Genomic DNA, 12,993 nt, shown 5'->3' on the forward strand with positions numbered 1-12,993 from the left:
GGTCCAAGTGCCCCGTGGGGTGGGAGTTGAACTCAAGAGGGTGCCCAGCCACGAACGGAGTAGTCCCACCCTTTTGTGTAATGGTCCCACCACGGTCCGTACTGAAAGGCTCCTCCCGCAGATTCATGGAGTGATCGAAGGGGAAATTCATGTCGGTCCAGGCTGGTTCCGAATCCGAGACCCAGGCACCGCAGCGCAGTCTGGGGACATCGGCCGCGCGGAACTTGGCAACCACGACCAAGTCCGCGCCCCAGATGCAGGAGATCACCTCGCGGTGGCTCCTGAAGATGCTCCCCTGGGTGTCTGTCCAGGGCGGCACGTACCGGGTCAACCGGCGGCTGAGCTACTCCGTCGGCAACGGCATCGTGGAGTTCGTCAAGACCGGCACGCAGGTGCAGGTGATTCCGGCGGAGCTGGGGGAGCTCCCCGTGCTGCGCGACTACGACGACCCCGACGCGCTGGCCGAACTCGCCGCGCGCTGCCACCAGATCGACTTCGAGCCGGGCCAGGAGCTCACCTCCTTCGGTAGCCCCGCCGACAAGGTGTTCCTGCTCGCCCACGGGCGCATCGACCAGATCGGCCCCGGTCCCTACGGTGACGACGCCGTCCTGCAGACCGTCGCCGACGGGGCCTTCTTCGGCGAGGACTCCCTCGTCGACGAGGAGGCCATCTGGGAGTACACCGCCCGCGCCGCCACCGCCGGCACCGTGCTCGTCCTCTCCCGCCAGGACTTCCAGATCCTCGCCGACCGGGTCGACTCGCTGCGGGCGCACGTGGACTCCGTACGGGCCCTGCCGGAGCAGCGCACCAACAAGTACGGCGAGGCCGCGATCGACCTCTCCGCCGGCCACCAGGGCGAGGCCGTGCTGCCGGGCACCTTCGTGGACTACGAGGCGAGGCCGCGCGAGTACGAGCTCTCGATTGCACAAACGGTCCTGCGGGTCCACACCCGCGTCGCCGACCTGTACAACCAGCCGATGAACCAGACCGAGCAGCAGTTGCGGCTCACGGTCGAGGCGCTGCGCGAGCGCCAGGAGCACGAGATGCTCAACAACCGCGACTTCGGCCTCCTGCACAACGCCGACTACGACCAGCGCATCCAGTCCCACGACGGAGCGCCCAGCCCCGACGACATGGACCAGCTGCTCAGCATGCGGCGCGGCTCCAAGTTCTTCCTGGCCCACCCCAAGGCCATCGCCGCCTTCGGGCGCGAGTGCAACAAGCGCGGGCTGTACCCGGAGTCGGTCGAGATCGGCGGGCACCGGGTGCCGGCCTGGCGCGGGGTCCCGATGTTCCCGTCCAACAAGATCCCGATCAGCGACGCCCGTACGACCTCCATCCTCTGCATGCGCACCGGCGAGGACGAGTCGGGCGTGATCGGCCTGCACCAGCCCGGGATCCCGGACGAGATCGAGCCGAGCACCTCGGTGCGGTTCATGGGGATCAGCGAGCAGGCGATCATCTCGTACCTGGTCACCACCTACTTCTCCGCCGCGGTGCTGGTGCCGGACGCGCTCGGCGTCCTGGAGAACGTCGAGATCGCCCGCTGGAGCTGACCCGGCCGGCTCCCGCGCCGGCGCTGGAGCCGGCTCCGGCGCCGGGCGAAGGGGCAGAGGCAGGACGGGACAGGACGGGACGGAGCGCACACGCCATGTCGACCACTGAGGCGATCACCACCAGCGAGGGGCAGGAAGCCGCCGTCCTGCTGGAGCGGACGAGAGAAACGGTCAATCCGGAACTGCGCCGGACCGTGGAGAGCCTGCCCGGCTCGATGCGGCGCGTGGCGATGTACCACTTCGGCTGGGAGCGGGAGGACGGCACCCCGGCGGCGGGCAGCGCCGGCAAGGCCATCCGGCCCGCCCTGGTGCTCGCCGCCGCGCAGGCCGTGCGCGGGGACGGGGCGGCCGGGGTGGACGGGGAGGCGGTACGTCCGGCCGTGGCCGTGGAGCTGGCGCACAACTTCACGCTGCTGCACGACGACGTCATCGACAAGGACGTGCGCAGGCGCGGCCGGCCGACGGCCTGGACGGTCTTCGGTACGCCGGACGCGATCATCACGGGCGACGCCATGATGGCGCTCGCGCTGCGGCTGCTCGCCGAGGACCCGCATCCGGCCTCGGCGGCGGCCTCGGCGCGGCTCGCCGCCTGCATCGTCGAGCTGTGCGCGGGCCAGCAGGCGGACTGCGCCTTCGAGCAGCGCCGGAGCGTCTCGCTCGACGAGTGCCTGACCATGGCGACGGCCAAGACCGGGGCCCTGCTGGGCTGCGCGTGCGCGCTCGGCGCGCTGTACGCGGGGGCCGGCCCGGACGAGGTCGACGCCATGGACGCCTTCGGCCGGGAGGCCGGGCTGGCGTTCCAGCTCATCGACGACCTGATCGGCATCTGGGGGGATCCCGGCCACACCGGAAAACCCGCCGGGGCCGATCTGCTGGCCCGCAAGAAGTCCCTCCCGGTCGTTGCGGCCCTCACCTCGGGCACCGCGGCGGGGGAGGAGCTGGCCGCGCTGTACGCGGGTCCCATGACGGGGGACGACGTGGGCAGGGCGGCCGCCGCGGTGGAGCGGGCCGGCGGGCGGGACTGGGCGCAGGCCCATGCCGCCGACCGGATGGGGCGGGCGGTGCAGCAGCTGTCGCGGGCCGTCCCGGACCTCGGGGCGGCGGGCGGGCTGCTGGCGCTGGCGGAGTTCGTGACGCGGCGTACGAAGTGACCGCGTAGGGGCGAGGGGGACCCCTGAAGGCCTGTTCCGGCACCGTACGGTGCCGGAACAGGCCTTTCTGCGTCGGCGGGTCAACTCTAGGATCGCTCACGGTGGTTGATGCGTGAGCGAAGTGAAGGGTGTGACCCATGGGGCTGGAGATACGTCAGGCCGGTCAGTCGGACCGCGATGCCGTGGCGCGGCTGCTAGACGAGGCCTTCCGCAGCGATCCGGTGAGCAGCTGGGTGTTCCCGGACCCGGCGCACCGGGCCGCGGTGCACGGGAAGTTCATGGGCGTCTTCGTGGACGTGGCGCTGGCCGAGGGCCGGATCGACTACACGGTGGACGGTTCGGCGGCGGCGCTGTGGCTGCGCGTCCCGGCGGGCGATCCGGACGCGGAGCACGTCGAGGACGAGGTCCCGGCGAAGATGCGGGCCGTGGCCGACCCGGACAACGAGCGGTGCGAGCTGGTGGGCCGGCTCACCGGCGCGGTGCACCCGATGGCGGAGGAGCACGAGTACCTGCTGATGATCGCCGTCGCCCCGGGGCGGCAGGGCGAGGGGCTGGGTACGGAGCTGATCCGGCCGGTGCTGGAGCGCTGTGACCGCGAGGGCGTACCGGCGTACCTGGAGGCGAGCAGCGAGCGCAGCAAGGGGCTGTACGAGCGGCTGGGCTGGCGGTTCACGGGCGAGGCGGTGCGGCTGCCGGACGGGCCGCTGATGTGGCCGATGTGGCGCAAGCCGCAGTGATCGATCTCGTACCTCGGTAACCTCGGTAATCCCTTGCGAGACCACTTCGACTGAAGTACTTTGGTCGACGTGCCTCGATGGGGGTGCACTGTCGAACGGAAGAGAATCGCTTGCGCAAGCTCACGTACTTCGTCGCCGCGTCGGTCGACGGCTTCATCGGGGCCCCGGACGGCGACGCCGACTTCATCTACAGCTACCTCGACCAGGAGTTCATCGATCACCTCAAGGCCGAGTACCCGGAGACCATCTCCACCCCGGGGCGCGTCCAGCTGGGGATCGAGGACGCCGAACCCAGGCACTTCGACACGGTGCTCATGGGGCGCGGTACGTACGAGCCCGGCCTCAAGCAGGGCCTGACCAGCCCGTACGGGCACATGCGCGAGCAGTACGTCGTCTCGCGCTCGCTCACCACCGCGCCCGACCCGGCGGTACGGCTGATCGAAGGCGACCTGGTGGGAGCGGTCCGCAAGCTGAAGGCCGAGGAGGGGCTCGGCATCTGGCTGTGCGGTGGAGCGGACCTCGCGGGGCAGCTGATCGACGAGATCGACGCGTTCGTCGTCAAGACGTACCCGGTCTTCGTCGGCACCGGCATGCCGATGTCGCGCGCCGGATTCGGGGCGCGCCCCCTGGAGCTGACCGGGTTCAAGGCCCTCGGCGGCGGCCAGGTCATCACCTCGTACGCCGTCAAGCGCTGACCCGCCGAACCGGCGAAACGGGCCTACCGTGGAGGTATGGCCGGTGAACAGCGGGAACAGCAGGCGCACGGGACGGTCGCCCCGCGGGCCGGGCACGACCAGCGGTCGTGCCCGGCGTGCGGGAGCCCCGTCGACACGATCGTCGGACGGCGCAAATCCCTCGGGATCTTCATCCCGGTGTGGACCCCCGGTCCCTGCCGGAACCGGGAGTGCACGGCGTACGAGCCCGCGTACCGGGAGCCCTGGCCCGAGGGGTCCCAGACCGAGGGGTCCCGGCCTGAAGGGTCCTAGCCCGAGGAATCCCGGCCCGACGGGCCCTAGCCCTTCGCGTCCAGACCGGACGCGACGAGGCCGTTCGCCCACAGCTGGTTGACGCGCGAGCGCTCGGCGGAGTTCGGGGTGGCGTTCTGGCAGGAGGTGCCGGGGCCGCCGCCGGACATCAGCTCGCTGCACGGGCCCGAGTAGTGGTCCGGCAGGCCGAGCACGTGACCCGTCTCGTGCGAGGTCACGCGGGTGGAGTTGTACTGCTGGTTCTGCCGGTAGTCCAGGAAGATGTAGCCCCGGCCGTGGCCGTCAGTGCTCGCGTACGAACCGCGTGAGTCGTTGCCCTCGTAGTACGCGAAGTTCCCGCCTGAGGACACCTCCTGCAGTTTGACGTTGACCACCGAGCTGTTCCAGATCTGCGTGGAGCGCGCTATCTGGGTGCGGAAGCTCGGCGCGTTGCGGGTGTTGTAGGTGACGGTCACGGCCGCCAGGCCCGGTGCCGCGGCGCGCTGCTCGGCCACCGAGCGCTGCACGGCCTCGAAGAAGGCGCGGTTGGCGGCCTGGTTCTCCTTCGACTGCTCGTACGCGGCGTACGTGCTCGGGCTGCCGGTGCCGGCGGAGGCCGTGGCGGTCGTGCCCGGGACGACGGCGCCGAGGACGGCGGCGACGGCGATCCCGACGGCGGACAGAGTGGTCTTGCGGGAGTGGCGCATGTGGGGAACTCCTGCTCATCCGGTGCGGTGGGGGGTCGTTCGGTACCGGAGTCTGCGGGAGCGGGAGGGGCCGGCGGATGATGCCAGACCCCGATAGCGCCGGGCTATCGGGAGGATTTCGGAAGGCCGACTCCCAAGAGAATGGCGGGATTCGAGGGGATACCGGTTACTGGTGCGGTCGGCTCGGCCCGGCCTACTCTCGGGGCATGGAGCTTGAGGTCAGGCACCTGCGCGCCGTGTGCGCCATCGCCGACGCCGGCAGCCTGCACAAGGCCGCCCGGCAGCTCGGCGTGAGCCAGCCCTCTCTGACGACCCAGCTGCGGCGCATCGAACGCGCCCTGGACGGGGAGCTGTTCCTGCGCGAGCGCACCGGGTGCCGGCCGACTCCCCTCGGGCGCGCCGTACTCGGCCGGGCGCGGCCGCTCCTGGCCGAGATGGCCGTCCTCGTCGCGGAGGCCCGGGCGCTGTCCCGGGGGCCCCGGCTGCGGATCGGCTCGACGGCCAGCCGCGCCCTGCCCGGCTGGCTGCGCAGGCTCCACCGGCGGCTGCCCGACACGGAGACCGACCTGATGGTCGACGTGTCCGCCAACGCGCTGCTGCGGATGACGGCCGTTGGCCGGCTCGACGTGGCCTTCGTGCACGAGGTGGAGGGCAGCCCGCTGCGGGTGCCTCCCGGGCTGGAGTTACGGGTGCTGATGGAGCGGGAGCCGCAGTTCGTGTCCATGTCCCGGGACCATCCGGCGGCGGCCCGGTCCGTGGTGGAGCTGCGCGACCTCGCCGCCGACCGGTGGACCGTGGACCCCTCGGTGGACGGGGAGTGGGACGGCCTGCGCCGGGTCCTCGCGGGCGCCGGCCTCGACCCGCCCCTGCTGCACGCCGACTACCACACGGCCGCCTCGCTGATCGTCTCCGGCGAGGCCGTCGCCCCCTGCCAGCCCACCTCAGGAGTGCGCGAGGACATGGCGATCCGGCCGCTCTCGGGCGACCCGCTCGCCGTACGCCTCCTCCTCGCGACCCGCCCCGGGGTGCACGCGCAGATGTCCGAGGGGGTGTACGAGGACCTCCGCGCGGCCTACCGCGAAGCGGCGCTGGGGACTCCGCCCTACTGGGCCTGGCTGCGCCGCAACGCGAGCCCGCTGCTGGCGGTTTAGAGGGCTGGGCAGGGCGGGGCCGGACCGGACCGGACAGGCCTTAGGCGCGGCGGCGGGCCCGGTCGTAGGCCAGGGCGGCCGCGCCGTGCGTCACCAGGACGGTGCCCGCGGCCAGCCAGCCCGGACTGCGGCGGCGGGCCGCCCACATCATCAGGGGTGCTCCGGCGGCCAGTTGGGCGGCGCCCGCCAGGCGCGCCTTGGGTCCCCGGAGCCACGGGCCCAGGGGACTGTCCTCGACCACCGCGAGCTCCGCCCGCACCGTGTCGCGCCAGCCCGCCCACTCCACCCGCTCCGCGGCCGGCGCGACCCGGGCCGCTTCCCGCAGCCGGTCGGCCGGTTCGCCCGGGTTCAGGCCCGCCGGCAGCGCCAGCCCCGCGCGGGACAGCAGCGCGATGACGCCGAGCAGCCGGGATGCGCCGTCGGCCGCCGCGTCGGGGCGGGTGAGCCGCTCCAGTTCCTCCAGGTCCAGGACCGGGTCCAGTCCGAGCCGCGCCGCCAGCGTGCGCATGGCGTCCGTGTCCGCGGCGTACGGGGCGTCCGGCTCGCCGCGCGGACGGCCCGCCGCGTCCCACTCGTAGGCCGCGGACCGGCGGAATCCCGAGGACAGGACGAAGCCGGTCCGGCCCTCGTCCCACCACAGGCTCAGCACCGGCCAGTTGGAGCTCAGCGCGACCGCCGAACCCCAGCCCGCCAGGACTCCGGCCACGGATTCCGCGCCGCCGAGCCAGGGCTCGGCCTCGGGTACCAGCACGCTCCACTCGCCGGCGGGGGCCAGCAGCAGGCGCTCGCGCAGGATGTGCGCGGCGGGTCGGGCGGCGAGGGGCTCGGCGCGGCAGAGGAGGAGTCCGCCCGCCGTGGTCTGGGAGATCGACATGCCCACACGCTAAGCCAAACCACCCCAAAGTGATGATTTTGGATCATCCTGACGCGCTTGACTTCCCGCAACCGCGATATATCGTGTTGGTCAGAAGACGCGATATGTTGCGTGCACGTACGCCGAGGAGGGTCAGCACCATGGCAGAGGCAGCGCAGAAGACGTGGTCGGTCGCCGAACCGCAGAAGCTCACCTTCGAGGAGCCGGTGACCGAGGTCCGCGTCCGGGTGGTCGGCGGCACGGTCAACGTCGTCGCCGCCGATGAGGGCCCGGCCCGCCTGGAGGTGTCCGAGGTCGACGGCCCGCCCCTGTACGTGGTGCAGGAGGGCGGCATCCTGACCGTCTCCTACGAGGACCTCCCCTGGAACGGCTCCCAGGGCTTCAAGGAGTGGTTCGAGGCCAAGCCCTGGAAGGCCTGGTCCTCCGGCGGCTTCGGCCGCAAGGCCTGGGAGCGCAGCGCGACCGTGACCCTCACCGTCCCGGCCGCCACCCGCGTCCAGCTGGCCAGGGTCGGCGCCACCGTCTTCGTGTCCGGCATCGACGGCGGCACCGAAATCCACGGGGTCTCCGGCGAGACCACGCTCGTCGGCCTCTCCGGCAAGGTCAAGGCGCACACGGTCTCCGGCGGGGTCGAGGCCCAGTCCGTGACCGGCGAGCTCGGCTTCCACTCCGTGTCCGGCGGCCTGACGGTCGTCGACGGCGCCGTGGGCAGCGTACGGGCCGACTCGGTCAGCGGGGACATGCTGATCGATCTGGCCCTCGACGACCGGCCCGAGCCGCGACCGGTCGACATCTCCCTCACCTCCGTATCCGGGCAGGTCGCCATCCGCCTCCCGCACCCGGCCGACGCCCGCGTCGAGGCCAACACCGCCACCGGCGGCGTCTCCAACGCCTTCGAGGACCTGCAGGTCTCCGGCCAGCTGGGCGCCAAGCGGATCACCGGCACCCTGGGTGCCGGCGCCGGCACGCTGCGCGCCACCACCGTCTCCGGTTCCATCGCGCTGCTGCGCCGCCCGGCCACCGACCCGGCCGCCCCGGCCGCCCCCCTCGCGCTCGACAAGAAGGTGCTCTGACATGCCGCCCGTCTTCGCCCACGGCCGCCTCCGCCTCTACCTCCTCAAGCTGCTCGACGAGGCCCCGCGCCACGGGTACGAGGTGATCCGTCTGCTGGAGGAGCGTTTCCAGGGGCTGTACGCGCCCTCCGCGGGCACGGTGTACCCGCGCCTGGCCAAGCTGGAGACCGAGGGCCTGGTCACGCACGCGACCGAAGGCGGGCGCAAGGTGTACTCGATCACCGACGCGGGCCGCGCCGAACTGGCCGACCGCGGCGGCGAACTGGCCGACCTGGAGCTGGAGATCCGCGACTCGGTCTCCGAGCTGGCCGCCGAGATCCGCGCGGACGTGAGCGGCGCGGCGGGCGACCTGCGGCGCGAACTGCGGGCCGCGGCCAGTGCGTCGGCCACGCAGGTGGAGGGCGAGTCCTGGACGGCCGCCAAGGAGGAGTTCCGCAAGGCCAAGGCCGAGTGGAAGGAACAGGCGCGCCGGGCGAAGGACGAGAGCCGCCGGGCCCGTGAGGAGGCCCAGCAGGCCCGCCGTCAGGCCAAGGAGGCGCAGGAGCGGGCCCGTGAGGAGGTCCAGCGCATCGCCGGCCAGCTCCAGGAGCAGTTCGCGAAGTCGGGCGGAGTCCTGGGCAGCCTGGCGGGAGCCTGGCTCGGCGGCTCCGCCCCGACGACGACGGCCCCCACCGCGCCCAGCGCGACCACGGCTCCGTCGTCCGCTGCCGACGCGGACTGGGCACGGGACGTGGCGACGACGGGGGACCCGGCCCGCGACCTGGACCGGCTGCTGGACCGCTTCCGCGACGACATCCGCGACGCGGCCCGCGACCGGGGCATCAGCGACGACCAGCTGGCGCAGGCCCGTACCCACCTGGCGGAGGCGGCCGCCCGCATCGCCTCGGCCCTCGGCCCGCAGGGCTAGGGCCTGTCGTCAAACTCCCGTCTGCCTCGCGACGCCTGGCACGCGCTCTCGCCGCACCGGGCGAAAGCCCGAGTACGTCCAGTACGCGTACTTTCGCCCGGCGCGCCGAGAGCACGCACCAGACGCCGCGCGGCCGCCCTTCGGGCGACGACGGGAGTTTGACGACAGGCTCTAGAAGGCTGATGAAGATCTTGTTGAGGGGCTGTCCGGCCGGAGGCCGGGCAGCCGCTCGCGTTCATGTGCCGGCTGGGGCGAGGTGCCAGGTGCCGTTGGTGTTGGTGAGTCCGAGGTTGATCAGTCTGCGGAGGTTGAGGGCGGCTGCTCGGGTGTGGAGCCAGGTGTCGTTCTTAATGGTGCCGATGTATCGGAGTCGGCGGTTGCCCCGGTGGACGATCCAGGCGACGGCGCGTTCGACGGGTGGTCGCCAGCGGCGGTAGGCGGCTTGCCAGTCGGGATCGGTGGCGGCCTGGTGGCGGGCAGCCGCCTGCTGGTCGTGGTGGGGGCGGATGGTCAGGATCCGGCCTGCTTTGGCTTTGGTGCACCGCTCGCGCAGGGGGCATCCGGTGCACAGATCCTTGAAAGTGGCTCTGCGCTGATGGTGCTGTCCGCCGGGATCGGAGAGCGGGACGGTGTGTCCTTGGGGGCAGGTCACGGTCGCCGAGGTGGTGTCGATGGCGAAGTCCTCGAGGGTGAAACCGCCGGGAACGGCCGCCCGCAGCGGGGCGGGTTTGAGGAACAGCCGGTGACCGGCCCCCTCCAGAACCTTGCAGGCGTCGCCGGTGGAGTAGGCGGTGTCGCCGAAGGCGTGAACCGGCTGTTCCTCATCGGCGAGCAGATCCAGGCCGACGGCTGCCTCGTGGTTTTCGGCCCCCGAGCCGGGACGCAGTGCGACGGCGGTGAACAGGCCGGTCTCGGGCTCGACCGCGAGGTGTGCCTTGTATCCGTCCTGCTGATGACTGCGGGTCTTGTGGACGTGGCGGGCTTCGGGATCGACGGTGGAGACGATGCGGCCCGGGGCGGTCCCTCGCGTGATGCGCCACCGTCCGTCGCGGCCGTCGGAGCCGTCGGCGGGCTCGACGTCCTGCCCGGCGACCAAGGCCAGCAGGCCGACCGCGCCGGCGGCCTGCCCGAGCTGCTGCTCGGGCAGGTGCCCCAGCAGCCGCAGTGCGTCCGCGACCAGGCAATCCACCAGGTCGGCGCGGGCCTGGACGTCGTTCCAGGCGATGCGGGGTTTGCCCGGGTCGGTGTAGTCGTGGGCCGTGCACTGCACCGCGGCCACCTCGGCGGCGCCGGGGACCGCCCGGATCACCGCCCGGATCGCAGAGACGATCTGGGTGACGGTGTCCTGGGTGGCGACCGCGTCGTCCAAAACCGTGGAGTCCAGTGCCCGGCGGTGCTTGCCCTTCAGTGCCCCGGTGGCCTTCACGACCTCGCGGACCGCTTCGAACACGCGGTTCGGGCGGGCCGAGCGGGCCAGCCGGCGGCGGAAGTACGCCAGAAGCGACGGATTGAACGCCATGTCGTGCAGACCGAGCCCGCACGCGGCCTTCCACCGCAGGTCACAGCGTAATTCCTGGACCGTCTCGAAGTCCGACAGGCCATGCAGGGCCTGCACCGTGATCGCGGCGGCCAGGATCTGCGGCGGCATGGACGGCCGCCCGTTCGCCGACGGATACATATCCGCGAACATCTCCGCGGGAAACAACCGGCCACGGTGCTCGGCCAGGAACGCGAACACACTCCCAGCCGGAATCAACTCCCGGCACGTCGCCCACACATCGGGCCCGACCAGCTCTCCGACCCACTCCCCTTGAACCACAACAACGAGTCTGGCCCCGCCGCTGACGCGGCGGGGCCAGAACCCAACATCTTCATCAGCCTTCTAGGCCGTCTCTGCCGTCCCCTTCGGATCCTCGCCGCGGCCGACCCCCGTACGGCCGGGGGGAGGATCCGGGTCAGCGTTCGGAGGCGGTGCGACGCATCCGCGCGGCGAGCAGGAGGCCCCCACCGGCGACGAGCGCGGTGCCCGCACCGCCCGCGATCCAGCCGGTGTCACCGGCGCCGGTCGTGGCGAGGGGGCCGCTGCCGCCGCCCTGGGGGGTGACGGCGGTGTTCCCGGAGCCGGCCCCGGTCCCGGCGCCGGAAGACCCGGGGGCGGGAGTGGGGGTGGGCGTGGGAGTGGGAGTGGGGGTGATCTGGTCCGGCTGCTTGCCCTGCTCCTTCTCCTTCTCCTCCTGAGCCTTCTTGTCCTTGGCGCGCGCCTCGTGCTGACCCGTCTTCAGGAACGCGACGCGGTCGGCGGGAGTACCGGCGAGCGCCGCACGGCCTGCCTTGACCAGCTCCGGGCCGCCGCCGTCGATGATCTGGGCGATCGCGATCCGGTTGTCCTGGTCGCGCAGATGGTGCTGGCCCGTCTTCAGGAACTCGACGCGGTCGGCGGGGGTGCCCTTGAGCGCCTTCTTGGCGCCTTCCTTCAGGCTGGGGCCGGCGCCGTTGATCAGCCTGGAGATGGCGACCTTGTTATCGTCGTCGCGCAGCTCGTGCTGGGTGACCTCGTAGAAGTGGCGCAGCTTCGCCAGGTTCGCACCGTCGTTGCTGAGGACCGCGGTGATGCCCTCCTTCAGGCCGGGGCCGGCGCCGTTCAGGAGGCGGAGGATCAGGATCCGGTAGTCGTCGATGCGGATCGAGTGCTGGTCGGTCTCGATGAACTTGCGCATGGCCGCAGGGCCGTCTGCGATGGCCTTGCGGCCCGCTTCCCTCATGTGCCCGCTGGCCATCGGGTCGGCGATGATCGCGAGGATCGTCTTGCGGTCCTTCTCGGCCTGACTCTCCTCCGGCTGCTCGGCCGGGGGCTGGACCACCGGGGGCTGCCCGGCCGGCGGCTGTACCACCGCGGGCTGGTCGGGCGCGGTCGGAGCCGTGGGACTGACGGGCGCGGTGGTTTCTTCGCCGGTGGCGAAGGCCGGGGACGACAGGAGCATGGCTGGGGCCAGTGCGGCAACGGTGACCGCCGCGGCGATCCGGGACAACTTCACGGCAAAACCCCCAGTGGAGAACGTTCTTTCGCAGTGCAGGACTCGTCGGCCGCACAGATGGTTGTACGCCACATCGAAGAACGTGGGGGAGTGCGACCCGCTTCTCAGTCCGCCAGGGCCGTCTCGGCTCCCGCATAGGTGACCCCGTGGTCCGCGAGGACCTCGGCGGGTGTGCCGGGGCGGGAGAGGAGGGAGAGGAGCAGGTGGAGGGTGGAGATGTGGCGGTCCTTGCGGCCCAGGGCGATGCGCAGGGACTGCTCCAGGACCTTCTTGGCGCCCGGGGTGAAGCGGGTGCGGCCGGAGCGGCTCCGGGGGGCCGGGTCCGACAGGGCGCCCTCGCCGTGGGTCTCCTCGATGCGGGAGACGATCTCCGTGAGGTCGATGCCGAGGCCCGCGAGGGCTTCCTCGTCCGCCTTGGACATCCCGCCCCGGCGGCGGGCCGCCGCCAGGTCGGCGGAGATCGCGGCCCGGTCGACGCCCAAGGGGTCGAGGGCGCCCAGCGAGAGCAGGGAGAGGAGCAGGTGCTCCTCGCCGACCCGCTGCGCCCCGGTCCGCTCGGCCTCGGCGACCGCGCCCGTCACGGTGGAGCGGGCGTCCTGGGTGAAGCGTTCGAACATCAGAGCCTCCCGTGCTTCTTGTGTACGGCCTGCCGGCTGACGCCCAGCTCGGCCGCGATCTCCTGCCAGGACCAGCCCTGCGCGCGGGCCCCGCGTACCTGTACGGCCTCCAGTTGCTCCAGCAGTCTCCGGAGGGCGGCCACGGCACGCAGGCCCACGCGCGGGTCACGGTCACCGGCGCGCTCGGCCAGATCGGTAGCTTCCGTCATGGGTGTCAATG

14 protein-coding genes are annotated in these 12,993 nt (G+C 72.1%); 8 read left to right on the plus strand and 6 right to left on the minus strand.

The features are described 5' to 3' along the window. Nucleotides 1–149 precede the first annotated feature (149 nt). The 5 genes from AC3IYI_RS27125 (at nt 150) to AC3IYI_RS27145 (ending at nt 4,430) form a co-directional block, all read left to right on the plus strand. On the plus strand, nt 150–1,556 hold the full coding sequence (locus AC3IYI_RS27125; protein ID WP_489406182.1) for a family 2B encapsulin nanocompartment shell protein: 1,407 nt from the start codon (nt 150–152) through the stop codon (nt 1,554–1,556). A gap of 95 nt (nt 1,557–1,651) precedes the next feature. Next, a complete protein-coding gene (locus tag AC3IYI_RS27130) occupies nt 1,652–2,707 on the plus strand; it encodes a family 2 encapsulin nanocompartment cargo protein polyprenyl transferase (RefSeq protein ID WP_489406183.1) in 1,056 nt (351 codons plus the stop codon). Between the two features lie 137 nt (nt 2,708–2,844). Continuing rightward, nucleotides 2,845–3,444 carry a GNAT family N-acetyltransferase gene (locus AC3IYI_RS27135; protein ID WP_489406184.1) on the plus strand — a complete coding sequence of 200 codons (600 nt, stop codon included), beginning with the start codon at nt 2,845–2,847 and terminating at the stop codon, nt 3,442–3,444. Nucleotides 3,445–3,554: 110 nt separating this feature from the next. Then, nucleotides 3,555–4,139 (plus strand): dihydrofolate reductase family protein, encoded by a 585-nt coding sequence (locus AC3IYI_RS27140; RefSeq protein WP_489406185.1) that lies wholly within the window; start codon nt 3,555–3,557, stop codon nt 4,137–4,139. A 36-nt stretch (nt 4,140–4,175) separates the two neighbouring features. Then, on the plus strand, nt 4,176–4,430 hold the full coding sequence (locus tag AC3IYI_RS27145) for a hypothetical protein (RefSeq protein ID WP_489406186.1): 255 nt from the start codon (nt 4,176–4,178) through the stop codon (nt 4,428–4,430). A 26-nt stretch (nt 4,431–4,456) separates the two neighbouring features. On the opposite strand, the gene snpA is transcribed toward AC3IYI_RS27145, so the two are convergent. Beyond that, nucleotides 4,457–5,116: a snapalysin gene (gene snpA, locus AC3IYI_RS27150; protein ID WP_489406187.1), complete on the minus strand. Its 660-nt coding sequence runs from the start codon at nt 5,114–5,116 to the stop codon at nt 4,457–4,459. A gap of 206 nt (nt 5,117–5,322) precedes the next feature. On the opposite strand from snpA, the gene AC3IYI_RS27155 reads away from it, so the two are divergent. Next, nucleotides 5,323–6,267: a LysR family transcriptional regulator gene (locus tag AC3IYI_RS27155; RefSeq protein ID WP_489406188.1), complete on the plus strand. Its 945-nt coding sequence runs from the start codon at nt 5,323–5,325 to the stop codon at nt 6,265–6,267. A 40-nt stretch (nt 6,268–6,307) separates the two neighbouring features. On the opposite strand, the gene AC3IYI_RS27160 is transcribed toward AC3IYI_RS27155, so the two are convergent. Next, the gene (locus AC3IYI_RS27160) at nt 6,308–7,141 is read right to left on the minus strand and encodes a hypothetical protein (RefSeq protein ID WP_489406189.1); all 834 of its coding nucleotides are present in this window, start codon (nt 7,139–7,141) and stop codon (nt 6,308–6,310) included. 140 nt (nt 7,142–7,281) lie between these two features. Between AC3IYI_RS27160 and AC3IYI_RS27165 the strand changes: the two genes are divergently transcribed. Both AC3IYI_RS27165 and AC3IYI_RS27170 read left to right on the plus strand, forming a co-directional pair. Continuing rightward, on the plus strand, nt 7,282–8,214 hold the full coding sequence (locus AC3IYI_RS27165; protein WP_489406190.1) for a DUF4097 family beta strand repeat-containing protein: 933 nt from the start codon (nt 7,282–7,284) through the stop codon (nt 8,212–8,214). A 1-nt stretch (nt 8,215) separates the two neighbouring features. Continuing rightward, nucleotides 8,216–9,121 carry a PadR family transcriptional regulator gene (locus AC3IYI_RS27170; RefSeq protein WP_489406191.1) on the plus strand — a complete coding sequence of 302 codons (906 nt, stop codon included), beginning with the start codon at nt 8,216–8,218 and terminating at the stop codon, nt 9,119–9,121. Between the two features lie 235 nt (nt 9,122–9,356). Here the strand turns inward: AC3IYI_RS27170 and AC3IYI_RS27175 are convergent, their stop codons facing one another. The 4 genes from AC3IYI_RS27175 to AC3IYI_RS27190 all read right to left on the minus strand — a co-directional run bounded on the left by AC3IYI_RS27175 (nt 9,357) and on the right by AC3IYI_RS27190 (nt 12,982). Then, a complete protein-coding gene (locus tag AC3IYI_RS27175; RefSeq protein WP_489411587.1) occupies nt 9,357–10,913 on the minus strand; it encodes an IS1182 family transposase in 1,557 nt (518 codons plus the stop codon). A gap of 163 nt (nt 10,914–11,076) precedes the next feature. Further along, nucleotides 11,077–12,156, minus strand: coding sequence for a hypothetical protein (locus tag AC3IYI_RS27180; protein WP_489406192.1), 1,080 nt, complete (start codon nt 12,154–12,156; stop codon nt 11,077–11,079). 104 nt (nt 12,157–12,260) lie between these two features. Continuing rightward, nucleotides 12,261–12,773: a Clp protease N-terminal domain-containing protein gene (locus AC3IYI_RS27185; RefSeq protein WP_489406193.1), complete on the minus strand. Its 513-nt coding sequence runs from the start codon at nt 12,771–12,773 to the stop codon at nt 12,261–12,263. Beyond that, nucleotides 12,773–12,982 (minus strand): helix-turn-helix domain-containing protein, encoded by a 210-nt coding sequence (locus AC3IYI_RS27190; protein WP_243336126.1) that lies wholly within the window; start codon nt 12,980–12,982, stop codon nt 12,773–12,775. The genes AC3IYI_RS27185 and AC3IYI_RS27190 overlap by 1 nt, the downstream gene beginning before the upstream one ends. Between the last annotated feature and the right edge of the window lie 11 nt (nt 12,983–12,993).

The sequence above is a fragment of the Streptomyces sp. GL_148 genome, assembly GCF_057834205.1.